Below are 17,690 nucleotides of genomic sequence, written 5' to 3' on the forward strand. Positions count from 1 at the left end.
CCAATAAATAAATTATTACAATGGATAAACGAATAGAAGCAATAGTTTTATACGTTAAAAAGGAACTTGAAAACGCAGAAAGTGGACACGATTGGTTTCATATCGAGCGTGTTTATAAAAGTTCAATGACTATTGCAAAACAAGAAGGAGAAGTAGATATCACTGTGGTAAAGTTAATTGCTTTATTGCACGATATTGCAGATAGTAAATTTCACGGTGGAGATGAAACTGTGGGACCTACAAAAGCACGAGCTCTTTTGAGTGATCTATCGTTTAGTGATGAGGTAATTGATCACGTTGTAAAAGGGATTGAAAATATTTCATTTAAAGGAGGTAATTTTGAACAGAAATTTCGTTCTAAAGAGTTAGATATTGTTCAAGATGCAGATCGTTTAGATGCAATTGGAGCAATTGGTATTGCAAGAACTTTTAACTATGGAGGTTATAAAAATAATTTGATTTATGATCCTGCAATTGAACCTAAGATAGGGATGTCAAAAGAGGAGTATAAAAATAGTAAGGGAACTACAATCAATCACTTTTACGAAAAATTACTTCGATTAAAAGATTTAATGAATACGCAGACAGGGTTGAAACTGGCAGAAGAGCGACATAAATTTATGGAACTTTATTTAGCACAGTTTTATTCTGAATGGGAAGGAGAAGCATAGTCTTTTTCTAAATAAAAGAATTAAACCACCCTATTGGGTGGTTTTTTTATGCTATATAATTGAAGTGGTTGTAATTGTAAATAAGCTAAGTAATTTAAGTTTAATGTAATAGAATCTAAGAAAGATGTGTAATAATTATTTGGAATATAATTAAGTGATAAAAAAAATAATTTATTCGTATTACTTCTATTCTTTTTGTTGTGTAAATTATTTTAATAATTTACATTTGTTAATATAAGTTAAAATTAGAAAACATTATATTATGAAATTAGATTACGAACCAGAAAGACGACCTCACAAGTCTATACGTAATTACCTCATTATATTTTTTAATGTCGTTACTTTACTATTATTAGTTAATTATTTGCCATATGAACCTCAAGTTAACAAGGGATTAGCCCTTTTAGTTTTTGTAGCGGTACTATGGTTAACTGAAGCTATTCACGTTACAACGACGGCAATTTTCGTTCCCGTTCTCGCTATAGCTTTAGGATTGACAGATACAAAACCAGCGTTAGCATCTTTTGCTGACCCTACGATTTTCTTATTCTTAGGAGGTTTTGTGTTAGCAGGAGCACTTCACGTGCAAAAGCTTGATACGATAATAGCCAATAAGATTATGTATTTAGCAAAAGGGAGATTGTCTTATGCAGTATTTTACTTGTTTGGTGCAACAGCAGTGTTGTCTATGTGGATAAGTAACACGGCAACCGTTGCAATGATGTTACCATTAGTAGTAGGTGTTTTAAGTCAGTTAGACAGAACACAATATCGTTCTACTTATGTATTTGTGCTTTTAGGTATAGCTTATAGTGCGAGTGTTGGTGGTATGGGAACAGTGGTAGGTAGTCCACCAAATGCCATTGTAGCTTCACAATTAAATATTTCGTTTGCTGATTGGATGAAGATGGGATTGCCTATGGTAGTTGTCTTATTGCCAATAGTTATCGGTATAATTTATTTGGTTTTTAGACCACAGTTGAATTTTAGGTTTAACCATTCAACGGAGACAATACCAATGAATTTTGATAGATGGTTAACGTTAGGAATATTTGTTTTCACAGCTTTATGTTGGATTTTTAGTAATGATTTGAATCCATTAGTAGCAAGTTTTGTAGGGTTTGAAGGGAAGTTTACAAACTTTGACTCTTTCATCTCTTTAATGGCTTTTATTTTAATTTGTGTGAGTCAAGTATCAAGATGGAAGGAATTACAACACAATGTTGATTGGGGGGTTTTACTATTATTTGGAGGAGGACTTACATTAAGTATGGTTCTGAAAGACTCAGGAGCAAGTAAAGTAATGGCTGACGTGTTAGTTTCATTGATTAAAGGAAGTCACTATTTTACTATTGGTTTAGTAGTTTCCTTCTTCATTATCTTCTTAACTGAGTTTACGTCAAATACTGCGAGTGCTGCGTTATTAGTACCTATTTTTATTTCTATTTCAGAAGAGTTAGGTATTGCACCACTTGGACTTTCAATGATTATTGGATTAGGAGCATCGTGTGCTTTTATGCTACCAGTAGCTACGCCTCCAAATGCTATTGTATTTGGTACAGGATTTATCCAGCAGAAAGATATGATGAAAGCAGGTTTTATTTTGAATATTATTTGTTCAGTATTAATCGCTACAATCGCTTATTATTTCTGGTTGAGTTAATAAAAGAAAAGATTATATATAAAAAAAGACTGCCTACAGGCAGTCTTTTTTTATATATAATAACTAAAGTATTCTAATATGGTTTTTCATCTCTACCTTCATAGTAGTTGATGAACGCTCTATTTACAACTCTATTTCCTCCAACTGTTGGGTAGTTACCAGTAAAGTACCAATCACCTAAGTTTTTAGGACAAGCAATGTGTAAATTATCAATAGTTTGGAATACTACTTTTACGTCAGATTTAATTTCTGAGTCTTTTACCATTTCTGCAATCTTATCAGATATTTCAGTATCAGTAAAAGGAGCGTAAATTTCTTTAACGTAGTTTATCACATCATTATCAGCAAAGTTTTCCTGAGCTTTAGAACGCGTGTAAACATCGTCTACAAGGCTTAACATATTTCTTTCCTTCAATAGCTCAATAGCAGCTTGAAAAGCGATTAAACCTTCTAATTTAGCCATGTCAATACCATAGCAGTCAGGGTATCTAACTTGTGGTGCCGCAGAAACAACAACAATTTGTTTTGGGTTAAGGCGATCTAACATACGGATGATACTTTTCTTTAAAGTAGTACCACGTACGATACTATCATCAATAATAACTAAGTTATCTGTAGGTTGAATAACACCATAAGTTACATCATAAACGTGTGCCACTAAGTCATCTCTACTGCTGTCATCAGTAATGAATGTTCTAAGCTTAGCATCTTTTACTGCAATTTTTTCAGTTCTTAATTTAACTGATAAAATTTCTTGTAATTTCGCTTCAGACAACACCTCTTTATGCTTAAGGATATCTGCGATTTTTCGTTGGTTTAAGAAGTCTTGTGCTCCTTCAACCATACCATAGAAAGAAGTTTCAGAGGTATTAGGAATATATGAAAAAACAGAGTTGTCTGTATCGTTATCAATAGCCTTTAAAACCTCTGGGAAAATAAGTTTACCCAAGTCTTTTCTCTCTTGATAAATCTCAGCATCATTACCTCTTGAGAAATAAACACGTTCAAAAGAACAAGCTTTCAGTGGTAATGGATCTAAGATTTGTTCAAAGTGAACAGAGGCATCTTTACGGATGATAATTGCCTTACCAGGATCAAGCTCTTTAATATCTTCAAAAGGAACATTAAAAGCAGTTTGAATAACAGGTCTTTCACTTGTTACAACAACAATTTCATCATTCTCATAATAAAAAGCAGGGCGAATACCCGCAGGGTCACGTAAAACGAAAGCATCTCCGTGTCCGATCATTCCCGCCATAGCGAATCCACCATCCCAGTTTTTAGAAGCTCTTCTCAAGATACGAGCAACATCTAAACGTTCACCAATCTTTGGAGAAGCCGCTCTTTTAGAATAGCCTTCCTCTTTAATTTTGTAGTATAAATCTGTTACTTCATCATCTAAGAAGTGTCCGATTTTTTCCATTACAGTAATGGTGTCAGACATTTCTTTAGGATGTTGACCAAGGCTAACTAAATCTTGAAAAAGTTCGCGAACATTCGTCAAGTTGAAGTTTCCAGCAACAATTAAGTTTCTGTGCATCCAGTTGTTTTGACGTAAAAAAGGATGAACACTTTCAATATTGTTTTTTCCGAAAGTACCATAGCGAACGTGTCCTAAGAAAACCTCACCTAAATAAGGGATGTGTTTTTTCTGTAAGTCAACATTATTTACGTACTCTGGATGTTCAAGCATTTCTTCGTTAATGCGTCCATTAACCTGCATGAAGATGTCTTGTATTGGTTGTGCTTTGTTAGAACGAACACGGCTGATGTAACGTTCGCCAGGCTCCATATCTAATTTGATACTTGCAAGGCCAGCTCCATCTTGCCCTCGATTGTGTTGTTTCTCCATCAACAAATACATTTTTTGTATAGGATAGAAAGTACTCCCGTACTTTTCTTTGTAATAGGATAACGGTTTTTTTAGTCTTAAAACCGCAATACCACATTCGTGTTTTAAAGCGTCGCTCATTTTTTAGTTGTGTGTGTGTTGGTGTTGAATAAATAAAAAAAGCCCCATAACTGAGGCTTATAAGTGTACACTATTGTGTTAATTCGATATCGAATTGCGTTAACATTTTAAATTGTTGTAGTCTTTCAACCACTTCTTTATCATTTAGGTCTTCCATTCTCTGTGTCCCGAATTTCTCGACACAAAAAGAAGCAAGGTTAGAACCGTAAATAATAGCGTTTTTCATATTCCTGAAGGATACATTGCTGCTCTGAGTAAGATACCCAGTAAATCCACCTGCGAAAGTATCCCCAGCCCCTGTAGGGTCAAACACTTCTTTAAGAGGTAAAGCAGGAGCAAAGAATACATCTTTGTTAGCAAACAATAAAGCTCCGTGTTCTCCTTTTTTAATAACGACAAACTTAGGTCCCATTTCATGAATAACTTCAGCCGCTTTTACCAGAGAGTATTCTCCAGATAATTGTCGAGCCTCCTCGTCATTAATTGTAATAACGTCAATTCTCTTTAAAACCTCTTTTAATTCATCTAAAGCGCAGTTCATCCAAAAGTTCATTGTATCTAAAACAACTAATTTAGGTTTTTTAGTCATTTGGTCCAAAACTTTCATTTGAATATTTGGATGAAGATTACCTAACATAACTACATCAGAATCTTTGTAATCATTAGGTACAACTGGGTTGAAGTCTGCTAAAACGTTTAGTTGAGTATCTAACGTATCACGAGAATTTAGATCGTTGTGGTAGCGCCCGCTCCAAAAGAAAGTTTTACCTCCTTTTACAACTTCGATACCAGAAGTTTCTATATTTTTACTTTTAAGTAAGTCTAAGTGTTCTTGTGGAAAATCTTCTCCAACTACAGAAACTATAGCTGATTTTACATTAAAGTGTGAGGCAGACAATCCGATGTATGTCGCTGCACCACCAAGTACTTTGTCTGTTTTTCCAAATGGAGTCTCAATTTCATCAAAGGCCACCGTCCCCACTATCAGTAATTTGTTCATATTTTTTGCTAAGAAATGAAGATGCAAATATATGTCAATACTTTTTTCAGTACAAAATTTAATGCCTAATATTAATTATTGTGTTTTATTTCAGCAGGTTATATCTGTTTTTAAGAGATAGTTTGAGTTCTTTTACTGAAGATTGTGTATTTAATCAACTTTCTTTCTCAACAATTGTGAATAATGTAATCTGTTTTCTTCAAAAAAAGGATGTCTCTTCAAATCGATAGGCTATTCTAAAGTTTAGAATCCTTTTGAAAGGAGATATTCCTATTATGTATGATGCTAACCATTAGTAAGGTTATAATTTCAATTAATATCCTTAGAGGAGTTGTTTTTTGAAGGTGTAGTATAGGATTGCCTGAGTTTAGAATGACATTTAATCGTAATTGGGTTGTAAATAAGTCGTAATTCGTTCGGAAAAAAGGCTTGTAGGTGAGGTAATTACGACTTATTTCCGACTTAAATACGACTAATACACGTTTAAAGCCTTTGCTACTAAGATTTTTAGCTTGTTTTACTATACGGATTTTAGGGAATAGAAGTTGATAAAGAGAGTGTTTATTTTTAATAGACTTGAATAAGGAAGTAATAAAAATGGCTATTGAGAACCTCAATAGCCATTTTATATAAAGTTTAATCGTTTAATTCGTAGTATTCATCGATGAGAGCATCTTTTTTATGAGAAGCCTGTACAGCTAATTGGTCACATCGTTCATTCATTGGGTGATTATTATGTCCTTTTACCCATTTAAAGTCTACTCGGTGTTGTCTATAAATTTTAAGAAAACGTTGCCATAGATCAGGATTTTTTTTGTCTTTATACCCTTTTTTCTCCCATGAGAACACCCATCCTTTAGATACTGAATCCACAACATACTTAGAGTCTGAGACAACAAGTACACTTGTTCCTGGATTTTTTAGTTTTTCGAGTCCCACAATAACAGCTAATAGTTCCATTCGGTTATTAGTTGTTAGACGGAATCCTTCAGAGAATTCTTTAAACACTTGTCGACCTGCCCATTCAAGAATTAACCCATAGCCACCAGGGCCTGGATTTCCACGAGAAGAACCGTCAGTGTATAATATAACTTGGTAATTATTCATCTAAGTTAGCAAACAATAGTTTTTCAATAATTATAGGAAAGTGTTTATGTTCTAACACTTGAACTGCTTTAGCAACATCATCAGGTGAGAAATTAGGAAGGACCGGAGTTGTGGCTTGAAAAATAATAGCCCCTTCGTCATAATTTTCATTTACAAAATGAATTGTAATTCCTGTTTCTGTTTCTTTATTATCAATAATTGCTTCATGAACAAAGTGGCCATACATACCTTTACCGCCATATTTAGGTAATAAAGCAGGGTGTATGTTAATCACTTTATTATAATAGTCTTTAAGTATTGCTTCTGGGAATTTCCATAAGAATCCAGCTAAAACAATTAAGTCTGGTTGAAATTCTTTTAGTTTTGAGGCAACAGTACCATCATTTAACATAGTTCTGTCAAAAATCGTAAAGGGAACATTTCTTTTTTCCGCTTTTTCTATTACCTTAGCGTTTTGGTTATTAACTAAAATAAGGTACTTATTTGCGATAGAATTCTGTTCAAAGTAATTGATGATGTTTTCTACGTTAGTGCCTGATCCCGAGGCGAATAGTGCTATTTTTTTCATGTTGTTGGTTGTTATTAAAAATAATAAAGTGCTGGAATTGAGTACAAAAAAAAGAATAATAACTGACAATAAATAGAAAAATAGCGATAAGTATTAATAATTTTTATAATTTCGCACCGACAATTAACATGGAAAATCAGGTTTTAAAATAAAGTTTTTTATTTTTGCCTACGAAATTAAATTTAAAATTAAAGATTATGTCAGACATTGCATCAAGAGTAAAAGCGATTATCGTTGACAAATTAGGTGTTGACGAGAACGAGGTTGTAGCAGAAGCAAGCTTCACTAATGATTTAGGAGCTGATTCACTAGACACTGTTGAGCTTATCATGGAGTTCGAAAAAGAATTCGATATTCAAATTCCAGATGATCAAGCAGAAAACATTGCTACAGTTGGTCAAGCTATCTCTTACATTGAAGAAGCTAAAAAATAATAACTAATATCCCACGTGTGTTGTAAAACATCACGTGGGTGTTATTATTTTTTTAATGACTAATTTTTATAGAAAAGAAAAGGACAGATTGGAAACAATCTAACGAATACAATCAAACAAACTACCCAATGTTTCCTTTTTTGTAAAGTGAAAGTTGGGATTTTTTTTAAAGTACAAACCATAAAAGTTATTTTATGAAATTAAAGCGAGTTGTTGTAACAGGTTTAGGTGCCCTTACCCCAATTGGAAATAATATTCAAGAGTATTGGAACAACCTAATAAATGGAGTAAGCGGAGCTGCACCCATTACATATTTTGACGCTACCAATTTCAAAACTCAGTTTGCGTGTGAGGTTAAAAACTTCAACGTTGAGGATTATATTGAAAGAAAAGAAGCACGTAAAATGGATCGCTACGCTCAGTTTGCTATGGTTAGTGCTGCAGAAGCGATACAAAATTCAAGTTTAGACCTTGACGTTATAGATTTAGATAGAGCTGGAGTAATCTGGGGATCAGGAATTGGAGGATTAGATACTTTCCAAAACGAAGTAACTAACTTTGTTACAGGAAATGGTACTCCAAAGTTTAATCCATTCTTTATTCCAAAAATGATTGCTGATATTGCAGGTGGTCATATTTCTATGAAATACGGATTAAGAGGACCAAACTTTACTACAGTTTCAGCTTGTGCTTCATCTACGAATGCTATAATTGATGCCTTTAACTACATTCGTTTAGGTATGGCAGATATTATGGTAACAGGAGGATCTGAAGCGGCAGTTACTATTGCAGGAATTGGAGGGTTTAATGCTATGCATGCTTTATCTACAAGAAACGATGATCCACAAACGGCATCTCGTCCAATGGACAAAGATCGTGAAGGATTTGTTTTAGGAGAAGGAGCAGGAGCAATGATCTTAGAAGAATATGAGCACGCGAAAGCGAGAGGAGCTAAAATCTATTGTGAGATAGGTGGAGGTGGAATGTCTGCTGATGCGCACCATTTAACAGCGCCACATCCAGAAGGATTAGGAGCAACGAATGTTATGCTTAACTGTTTAAGAGATGCTGGATTAGAGCCTAAAGATGTTGATGTTGTAAACTTACACGGAACTTCTACTCCATTAGGAGATATTGCTGAATCAAAAGCTATTTTAAAAGTATTTGGAGAACACGCATACGATATGAATCTTAACTCTACGAAATCTATGACAGGACACTTATTAGGTGCTGCAGGAGTTATTGAGGCTATATCAGTTATTCTTTCAATAGAACATGGTATCGTTCCACCAACAATCAATCACTTTACAGATGACGAAGCGATTGATCCTAAGTTAAACTTTACTTTTAACAAAGCGCAAAAACGTGAGGTTAAAGTAGGTATGAGTAATACTTTTGGATTTGGAGGACATAACGCTTGTGTTCTTGTTAAAAAATTAGAAGAGTAAAATCATCGTTCAATGATGAAAAAGCTACTAAATAAGATTTTTAGAAATTCCCGTTCCTTCACTGTTGAAGACGGGAATTTTTGTCGTAATGTATATCAGATAACAGGAATTAAGCCTGCAGAGATGTTGTATTACAAAGTAGCATTTACACACCGCTCAATGAATTTGCTTGACGAAGCTGGTAATCCTATAAATTACGAGCGATTAGAGTTTTTAGGTGATGCGATGTTAGGGTCTGTAATAGCTTCCTATTTATATTTAGAAGTACCGAGTGGAGATGAAGGGTACTTAACAAAAATGCGTTCTAAAATTGTAAGCAGAGAAAACTTAAACCAAATTGGGAAAGATTTAAATCTGATTTCAAATGTAGAAAGTAAAATGGGTAACCAACAATTTGGAGAAAATATCCATGGAAACTTATTAGAAGCGTTAATTGGAGCTATATATTTAGATCGTGGATATCCGGCATGTGAAAAATTTATTCATGAGAAGTTGTTGTCAACTGTTGCTGATATTCAAAAATTAGAAACAAAAATCACAAGCTATAAAAGCTTGTTGATAGAATGGTGTCAAAAAAGAAAGCATTCTTTTAAGTACGATACATTTGAAGAAGATACTGCCGAAGATGTGAAATATTTCGGAGTAAAACTTTATATAGATGAGAAAGTAATTGCACGAGCAAGAGCTACATCAAAGAAAAAAGCAGAAGAAAAAGCTTCTCAGCGAGCTTATTTTGCATTGCAAGAGCAAATACAAAAATAGGATTATCAAGAAAAACTTAACAATTTGATAATCTATGTTGTCAGTCAATCTTAGGCACTGACAAAATAAAAGTTGTATATTTGTAATACACAATTCTCAGATGGGTATGGTAAAATATCGATTAGATGACTTAATTGATTATGATGATTATAAATTAATCGCTATTCATTCTTCGCGAAAAGAGGATTATAAAGTGGTATATTTTATAAATTCAGTTTTAGAAATTTTTTTAGAACGAAGTAAGAACGATGTAGATATTCATACAGAAGATGGACGAGCTACGTTTTCTTTTTTTGAATATGATGATATAGATCATCATGTTTATTGGAAGTTAGTTTCCAATAAAGCCTTTTTAACCCCAGAATCAGGCGTGGACTCTCCACTATTTACAAGTGTTCATCATCCAATAACAAAGCAAGGATATTTAGTTCCGGAATTAAAAGTAGTCGATTATCTAATTAAGATAGAAGAAGCAGATTACCAATTTGATATTGGTACAATCATTGAGAAGTTAAATTCAATCAAAATAATTTCTACTGCTTATGAAATAAAGCAGGAGACGTTAAAAAATAAAAATAACCTAATTTTTTAAAAATATGGTAATTCAAAAGAAGACAAAAATTGTAGCAACATTAGGACCAGCTTCAAGCTCGAGAGAAGTGCTACACGATATGATAAAAGCTGGTGTAAACGTATTTAGAATCAATTTTTCGCATGCAGATTATACAGATGTAGAAGAGAAAATAGAGATAATCCGTTCACTAAATGCAGAATTTGGCTATACAACATCTATTTTAGGAGACTTACAAGGTCCTAAATTAAGAGTAGGTGTTATGGCAGAGGATGTAATTGTTAATCCTGGTGATACAATTGTATTTTCTACAAAAGAAGAATTCAAGGGAGACGCAAATCGCGTTTATATGAATTATAAAAAATTCCCAACAGATGTAAACGCTGGTGAGAGAATTCTATTAGATGATGGTAAGTTGATTTTTGAAGTTGTTGAAACTAATCAAGTTGACGAAGTAAAAGCTAAAGTTATTCAAGGAGGGCCTCTTAAGTCTAAAAAAGGAGTTAACCTACCAATGACAAAGGTTTCATTACCAGCATTAACTGAGAAAGATATTAAGGATGCGATTTTCGCTTGTAAAATGCAAGTAGATTGGATGGCGTTATCTTTTGTTAGAACACCTGAGGATTTAATGGATTTACAGGCGTTAATTAATGAGCATTCAGATCATAAAATTCCAATTATAGCTAAGATTGAAAAACCAGAAGCAGTTAAAAATATCAAGAAATTGGTAGCTTATTGTGATGGTTTAATGGTAGCTCGTGGAGATTTAGGAGTTGAGATTCCTGCACAAGAGGTTCCATTGATTCAGAAAGAGCTTGTTCACGTTGCTAAGAATGCAAGAATACCTGTTATTATTGCTACGCAAATGATGGAAACAATGATTTCAAGTTTGACACCAACAAGAGCAGAGGTTAATGACGTTGCTAACTCTGTAATGGATGGAGCTGATGCTGTTATGTTATCAGGAGAAACTTCAGTAGGAAGTTACCCAGTACAAGTAATCGAAAAGATGACTCAGATTATTCAAAGTGTTGAGGATTCTCCAATGATTAGCGTTCCTCAAAGTGCGCCTACAATTAAAACAAATAGATATATTACTAAAAATATTTGTTATCACGCTGCTACAATGGCAAATGATATTGAGGCAAAAGCAATCTGTACATTGACAAATAGTGGATATACAGCGTTCCAAATTTCTGCTTGGAGACCAAATAGTAATATTTTAGTTTTCTCATCAAATAAGAGAATTATTACGCAATTAAACTTATTGTGGGGAGTACAAGCTTTCTATTATGATAAGTTTGTAAGTACTGATGAGACAATTGAAGATATTAACCGTATGGTTGAAGAGAAAGGATTTGCTACAAAAGGAGATATGGTAATTAACCTTGCAGCAATGCCGATAATTGAAAAAGGAATGGTTAATACATTGCGTATTTCAGAAGTAAAATAAGTTTAGACGAAAGTTTAAATCAGTATATAAAAGCCCATCAACAAGATGGGCTTTTTTAGTTTTAGGGTATAAAAAAACTCCGAAGTTTTAAACTCCGGAGTTTTTTATTTTAAAGAGCTAAATGATTATTTAGCTTCAGCAAATCTTCTTGAAACTTCAGCCCAGTTGATTACATTAAAGAAAGCAGTAATGTAGTCAGGTCTGCGGTTTTGGTAGTTTAGGTAATAAGCATGTTCCCAAACATCCATTCCTAAGATTGGAGTACCACCACAAGCAACACCTGGCATTAATGGGTTGTCTTGGTTTGGAGTACCACAAACGTCTAATTTACCGTCTTTAACACATAACCAAGCCCATCCAGAACCAAATTGAGAAGCACCAGCTTTAGAGAAAGCTTCTTTGAGGTTAGCAAAAGAACCAAAGTCTTTATTGATTGCTTCAGCTAATTCTCCTGTAGGTTCTCCACCACCATTAGGTGTCATTACAGTCCAGAATAAGTTGTGGTTATAGAAACCTCCACCGTTGTTACGTACAGCAGCCTTAGTCATATCTAAATTCTTAAGGATTTCCTCAATAGACTTTCCTTCTAATTCAGTTCCAGCGATAGCTGCGTTTAAGTTAGTAGTGTAAGCATTGTGGTGTTTTGTATGGTGGATTTCCATAGTACGTGCATCAATATTTGGTTCTAATGCATCGTACGCATACGGTAGATTTGGTAATTCGAAAGCCATAATTCGTATTATTTAAAGATTAGTATTATTTTTATTTCAAATTTAAACATTTTATGCTTAATAGCGAAAAGTTGTATGTTTAATAAAAGTTAATGCTTAACGAATTTATAATGTTTGATAAACCCTCATTTTCAATATATAACGCCTCTGCAGGATCAGGAAAAACACATACTTTAGTAAAAGAATACCTCAAAATCTTGTTGTTAGACAGGCAAGATGATGCGTATAAGAAGATTTTAGCAATCACTTTTACAAATAAGGCGGTAGCAGAAATGAAGACAAGGGTTGTTTCTTGTCTAAATGGTTTCTCTCAAGAGATTGTTCCAGAGAAATATATTGGAATGTTTGATCAAGTTTTAGAAGAGACAGGGTTAAAAGCTGATTTTGTAAAAGCGAAGTCAGGAAGAATTATCAAAAGTATTATTCATAATTATGCTTCATTTGATATTTCGACAATTGATAAGTTTACGCATAAGGTTATCAGATCATTTGCATTTGATTTGGAGTTACCAATGTCTTTTGAGGTGTCATTAGACTCAGATGAGTTGTTGCAAGAAGCAGTAGATGCTGTGATATCTAAAGCAGGAATAGATATGGAGCTAACAGACTTATTAGTAGATTTCTCTATTGATAAGGCTGATAATGATAAAAGTTGGGACATTAGTAAGGAGTTGAAAGACGTAGGAGCTTTGTTATTAAATGAAAATAACAGAGATGAGATTGCTTTGTTTTCGGAAAAAACATTAGAAGACTTTGTGAAAGTTCGAGATTTTTTGAGAAAAGAAATAAAGCGAATTACAGAAGCAACAAAAGAGCTTGGACAGTCTATTTTAGATTTGATTGAGGCAAAAGGAATAGATAAGACTTCTTTCTCAGGACAATATTTTGTTAAGCACGTTGAAAGAGTTGTTTTAGATACTGTTGGTGAAACTAAGCGATACCATGAATTTGATGAAGTTAAGATTAAGAAAGGAGCTAAAGATACAGAGCTGATAGAGGCGTATGTTGGAGATTTTTTAAAAATTTTAGCAGAAGTATATAGCAAATATGCTAAACGAGCTTTTTATCAAGCGTTTCTAAAGAACTTGACTCCACTTTCACTATTGAATACACTTGGATTGGAAATGGATAAGATTCAAGAAGAAAAAAATATATTGTCAATAACTCAGTTTAATGCAATTATTCACGAAGAAATACAGAATCAACCTGCGCCTTTTATTTATGAACGATTAGGAGAGAGGTATCATCACTTTTTCATAGATGAGTTTCAGGATACTTCAGAGATGCAATGGCAAAACTTAGTGCCTTTGATTGATAATGCATTGGCAGGCGAAGATTTAACTGGTACAAAAGGTAGCTTGATGATTGTAGGTGATCCAAAGCAGTCAATTTATAGATGGCGTGGAGGAAAAGCAGAGCAGTTTATAGCATTGAGTAAAGATGAAAATCCTTTTTCTAATCCAGATAAGCAGACTGTAAATCTTGGAAAGAATTACCGTAGTTATGCTGAAGTTATAAACTTTAATAATGATTTATTTAAAGATATCTCGAGAAACTTTATAAACGAAGATTATAAGGATTTATATGAAAATAATAGTTATCAAGAGGTTAATAGTAAGTCAGGAGGATATGTATCGATTGAGTTTTTAGAAAAGGAAAAAAATATAGAAGATGAATCAGTTGAAAAAGACGAACAATACGCTAAAGCAACGTTAGATACTATTCATAAGCTTTTAGAGCAAGGATTCGATTTAAAGGATATTGTTATTTTAACTCGAAAGAGAAATCACGGAGTTGTTTTGGCAAATTATCTGACAGAAAATGGTGTTGAGATTTTATCTTCAGATTCATTGTTGATTAATAACGCCAGTGAGGTTAGGTTAATTATCAATGTTTTACGTTACTTAAAAAATGATAAAGATTTAGAAGCGAAGATGATGCTTCTTTATTATGTAGCAAGTAAAAAGAACCTTGGTGAAACGAAGCATGATTTCATTAAAGAAGGATTAGTAATTAGTGATGAAGAAGAATTTGGTGATTGGTTGAATTCACAATTAATACCAATTTCGTTTAATACATGTCGTGCTAAATCTTTGTATGACGCAGTAGAAGCAATTGTTCATGCTTTTATGCCAGAAAAGAGTACTAATTCGTATGTATTATACTTTTTAGACCTGGTATTAGAGAAAAGTTTAAAGAGTCAGTTTGGTATAAGTGATTTTATAGACTATTGGAATGCCAATTATCAAAAGTTTAGTATTCCGACACCAGAAGGAAGGAATGCCGTACAGATTATGACAATTCACAAGTCAAAGGGATTGGAGTTTCCTGTAGTGATATTCCCTTTTGCAGAAGAAGATTATTCAAGACCAAGTAGAGACAAGCTCTGGATTGATATAGACTCACAAGAAGATAATATAGCTTTTCCGAAAGCGCTGGTTGATTCAAAAAAAGAAGTAGTAGAGTATGGGCATCTTGCACAAGAACTTTATGAACGAAAAGAACAAGAGATGCTTTTAGATAATGTTAATGTGTTATATGTTGCATTGACAAGAGCAGAAGAACAATTGTATGTTATAAGCTATAAAAATGTATCGACAAAAGGAGAGTTTAAAAATAACTTATCTAAGTTCTTTCTCGATTTCTTGTTTTCAAAAGGGGTATATAATGATGTTGACTTAAAGTATAGTTTTGGAGAACCAAAACGACTATCAATTCCCCAAGGTAAGATAGAGGGAGAAGATAGTAAGCTGATAATGCCAGTAAAAGAGATCTTGAATTTTGATGCAATTAAGATTGCTCAACGAGAAGCCTTGATGTGGGATTCTACAAATTTACAAGCTATTGAATACGGTAATTTAGTTCATAAGTTGATGTCTTTTGTAACTTCTTATAAAGATGTGGATAAAGTAGTTCAGCAAGGGTTAGAAAATGGATTAATTCAAGAGGGTCAGAAAGAATATTTTAATAAGATTATAGCAAGTATTGTTTCTCATCCAGCGTTAACTGATTTCTTTTTAGAAGATAATATTGTTTATAATGAGCGAGTTATAATTGAACAATCTAAAAGGAATACGATTCCAGATAGGGTGGTTGTCCGAGGAAAAGAAGCAATGGTCTTAGACTATAAAACAGGGAAAGAAGAGGAGAAGTATAAACAACAAGTGAATACTTATGCCAAGTCATTAGAAGAAATGGGGTATAATGTAGTTAAAAAGGTACTACTATATACCGGAGAAGATTTAAAAATAATACATTTGTAGTTATTGAGTATTTAACAAACGCTAAAAAATATAAGTATGTACGGAGAAATTAAAGGTTATCTTCAAAAAGAATTAGCCGCTATTGAAGAGAATGGTTTATTTAAAAAAGAAAGAATCATCACTTCTCCACAAGGAGCAGAGATAACAGTATCTTCAGGAGATAAGGTTTTGAACTTTTGTGCAAATAACTATTTAGGATTGTCTTCTCATCCAGAAGTAATTCAAGCAGCAAAAGACACATTAGATACACATGGTTTTGGAATGTCTTCTGTTCGTTTTATTTGTGGAACTCAAGATATACATAAGCAATTAGAACAAACAGTTGCAGATTTCTATCAAACAGAAGATACAATTTTGTATGCTGCTGCATTTGACGCAAATGGAGGGGTTTTCGAACCATTATTAAGTGCGGAAGACGCAATTATATCAGATAGTTTGAATCACGCTTCAATTATTGATGGAGTTCGTTTATGTAAAGCTGCTCGTTATCGTTATGAAAATAACAATATGGCAGAATTAGAAGAGCAATTAATTAAAGCAAATGAAGCAGGACATAGATTTAAAATCATTGTAACAGATGGTGTTTTCTCAATGGATGGATTAGTGGCTCCTTTAGATAAGATTTGTGATTTAGCAGACAAATATGATGCTTTAGTAATGGTTGATGAATGTCATGCAGCTGGATTTATTGGAGCAACAGGAAAGGGAACTTTAGAAGCTAAAAAAGTAATGGGACGTGTAGATATTATTACAGGTACTTTCGGAAAAGCTCTTGGAGGTGCGATGGGAGGATATACTACAGGTAAGAAAGAGATTATTGAGTTATTAAGACAACGTTCTCGTCCATATTTATTTTCAAATTCATTAGCACCGATGATTGTTGGTGCATCGTTGAAAGTTTTTGAATTATTAAAGAATGATACTTCTTTACGCGATAAGTTAGAATGGAATACAAATTATTTCAAAAAAGGAATGAAAGAAGCAGGTTTTGATATCATTGATGGAGACTCTGCAATTGTGCCTGTAATGCTTTATGATGCAAAATTATCACAAGATATGGCCAATAAACTACTTGAAAAGGGAGTTTATGTGACAGGATTCTTCTATCCAGTAGTACCACAAGGTAAGGCGAGAATACGTGTTCAACTATCTGCAGCACATACGCAAAGTCACTTAGACAAAGCGATTGAAGCATTTGTAACAGTTGGAAAAGAGTTAAAAGTGATTTCTTAAAATTCCCTATAAAAATAAAAAATGCTATTCTTAACGAAATTTTTTGTAAATATTGTTTGAGAATTGTATTTTTGCTTATTATTACGGTAAAGTAAAAAATAAAAAGTTATGAAACATCTCAACAAATTATTTGCAGCTGCAGTACTTTGCGCTGGGTTTACAGCCCATGCTCAGGATGCTGATCATCCATGGGCAGTGACTGTTGGAGCTAACGCAGTTAACACGAAAGTAAGTGCGGCTAAAGGCTTCTCACACAGAATGGGTGGTTATTTTAACACTAGTGATTGGAACATTCTTCCTTCAGTATCTTACTTAAACGTTGGAAGATACTTAGGAGATGGTTTCTCTATTGGAGTTGCTGGGTCAGTTAACAAAATTGACAAATTCATCAAAGATGAAAACGAAGGGTATGAAAAATATAACCCAGGGGATTTAACTTATTACGGTATTGATGCTGAAGTTAAATACAGCTTTAAAGAAATTTTAAAATCAAAAGTAATTGATCCTTTCTTATTAGTAGGGGGAGGTTACACATTTATGGGTGATGCAAGTGCAGGTACTGTGAATGGAGGTTTAGGATTAAACTTCTGGTTTACGCCAAACATTGCATTAACTCTACAATCTACTTATAAACATTCATTTGATGATACAAGACTTCCAGATGTAGATGTTGCTTCACATATGCAACACTTTGCTGGTATTCGTTTCCAATTTGGAGGGAAAGACTCTGACGGAGATGGTATCTTAGATAAATATGATGAGTGTCCAGATGTACCTGGTTTAGCTGAGTTCAACGGATGTCCTGATACAG

The 17,690-nt window shown here is 33.5% G+C and carries 15 protein-coding genes; 10 read left to right on the top strand and 5 right to left on the bottom strand.

The genetic code is table 11. The annotated features are described in order from the left end of the window. Positions 1 to 20: 20 nt before the first annotated feature. Together AABL81_RS11470 and AABL81_RS11475 are read left to right on the top strand one after the other, a co-directional pair. Positions 21 to 671: an HD domain-containing protein gene (locus tag AABL81_RS11470; protein ID WP_158209865.1), complete on the top strand. Its 651-nt coding sequence runs from the start codon at positions 21 to 23 to the stop codon at positions 669 to 671. 262 nt (positions 672 to 933) lie between these two features. Beyond that, positions 934 to 2,334, top strand: a complete 1,401-nt coding sequence (locus AABL81_RS11475) for a DASS family sodium-coupled anion symporter (protein ID WP_158209866.1) — start codon at positions 934 to 936, stop codon at positions 2,332 to 2,334. 73 nt (positions 2,335 to 2,407) lie between these two features. On the opposite strand, the gene AABL81_RS11480 is transcribed toward AABL81_RS11475, so the two are convergent. The 4 genes from AABL81_RS11480 to purN form a co-directional block, all read right to left on the bottom strand. Continuing rightward, on the bottom strand, positions 2,408 to 4,306 hold the full coding sequence (locus AABL81_RS11480) for an amidophosphoribosyltransferase (protein ID WP_158209867.1): 1,899 nt from the start codon (positions 4,304 to 4,306) through the stop codon (positions 2,408 to 2,410). Positions 4,307 to 4,376: 70 nt separating this feature from the next. Further along, positions 4,377 to 5,306 carry a PfkB family carbohydrate kinase gene (locus AABL81_RS11485; protein ID WP_158209868.1) on the bottom strand — a complete coding sequence of 310 codons (930 nt, stop codon included), beginning with the start codon at positions 5,304 to 5,306 and terminating at the stop codon, positions 4,377 to 4,379. 636 nt (positions 5,307 to 5,942) lie between these two features. Continuing rightward, the gene (gene rnhA, locus AABL81_RS11490; protein WP_090409923.1) at positions 5,943 to 6,413 is read right to left on the bottom strand and encodes a ribonuclease HI; all 471 of its coding nucleotides are present in this window, start codon (positions 6,411 to 6,413) and stop codon (positions 5,943 to 5,945) included. Further along, positions 6,406 to 6,981: a phosphoribosylglycinamide formyltransferase gene (gene purN / locus AABL81_RS11495; protein WP_158209869.1), complete on the bottom strand. Its 576-nt coding sequence runs from the start codon at positions 6,979 to 6,981 to the stop codon at positions 6,406 to 6,408. Before purN ends, rnhA begins: the two co-directional genes overlap by 8 nt. Positions 6,982 to 7,178: 197 nt before the next feature. Here purN and AABL81_RS11500 point away from each other — a divergent pair, with 197 nt between their 5' ends. From AABL81_RS11500 to pyk, 5 genes are all read left to right on the top strand, one after another. After that, a complete protein-coding gene (locus AABL81_RS11500; protein ID WP_002988156.1) occupies positions 7,179 to 7,415 on the top strand; it encodes an acyl carrier protein in 237 nt (78 codons plus the stop codon). Between the two features lie 194 nt (positions 7,416 to 7,609). Next, positions 7,610 to 8,863: a beta-ketoacyl-ACP synthase II gene (gene fabF, locus AABL81_RS11505; protein ID WP_341341085.1), complete on the top strand. Its 1,254-nt coding sequence runs from the start codon at positions 7,610 to 7,612 to the stop codon at positions 8,861 to 8,863. A 15-nt stretch (positions 8,864 to 8,878) separates the two neighbouring features. Beyond that, positions 8,879 to 9,625, top strand: coding sequence for a ribonuclease III (gene rnc / locus AABL81_RS11510; RefSeq protein WP_158211329.1), 747 nt, complete (start codon positions 8,879 to 8,881; stop codon positions 9,623 to 9,625). A 100-nt stretch (positions 9,626 to 9,725) separates the two neighbouring features. After that, positions 9,726 to 10,217, top strand: coding sequence for an IPExxxVDY family protein (locus tag AABL81_RS11515; RefSeq protein ID WP_158209871.1), 492 nt, complete (start codon positions 9,726 to 9,728; stop codon positions 10,215 to 10,217). 4 nt (positions 10,218 to 10,221) lie between these two features. Further along, the gene (gene pyk / locus AABL81_RS11520) at positions 10,222 to 11,652 is read left to right on the top strand and encodes a pyruvate kinase (RefSeq protein WP_158209872.1); all 1,431 of its coding nucleotides are present in this window, start codon (positions 10,222 to 10,224) and stop codon (positions 11,650 to 11,652) included. A 125-nt stretch (positions 11,653 to 11,777) separates the two neighbouring features. On the opposite strand, the gene AABL81_RS11525 is transcribed toward pyk, so the two are convergent. After that, positions 11,778 to 12,383, bottom strand: a complete 606-nt coding sequence (locus AABL81_RS11525; RefSeq protein ID WP_341341086.1) for a superoxide dismutase — start codon at positions 12,381 to 12,383, stop codon at positions 11,778 to 11,780. Between the two features lie 110 nt (positions 12,384 to 12,493). On the opposite strand from AABL81_RS11525, the gene AABL81_RS11530 reads away from it, so the two are divergent. From AABL81_RS11530 to AABL81_RS11540, 3 genes are all read left to right on the top strand, one after another. Continuing rightward, the gene (locus AABL81_RS11530) at positions 12,494 to 15,646 is read left to right on the top strand and encodes a UvrD-helicase domain-containing protein (protein WP_341341087.1); all 3,153 of its coding nucleotides are present in this window, start codon (positions 12,494 to 12,496) and stop codon (positions 15,644 to 15,646) included. A 36-nt stretch (positions 15,647 to 15,682) separates the two neighbouring features. Then, positions 15,683 to 16,879, top strand: coding sequence for a glycine C-acetyltransferase (kbl, locus tag AABL81_RS11535; protein WP_158209875.1), 1,197 nt, complete (start codon positions 15,683 to 15,685; stop codon positions 16,877 to 16,879). Positions 16,880 to 16,987: 108 nt separating this feature from the next. After that, positions 16,988 to 17,690 (top strand): outer membrane beta-barrel protein (locus tag AABL81_RS11540; protein ID WP_341341088.1); only part of this gene is annotated, 703 nt, incomplete at its 3' end.

Origin of the sequence: Myroides sp. C1519 (assembly GCF_038039755.1) — a bacterium.
Classification (GTDB): domain Bacteria; phylum Bacteroidota; class Bacteroidia; order Flavobacteriales; family Flavobacteriaceae; genus Flavobacterium; species Flavobacterium phaeum_A.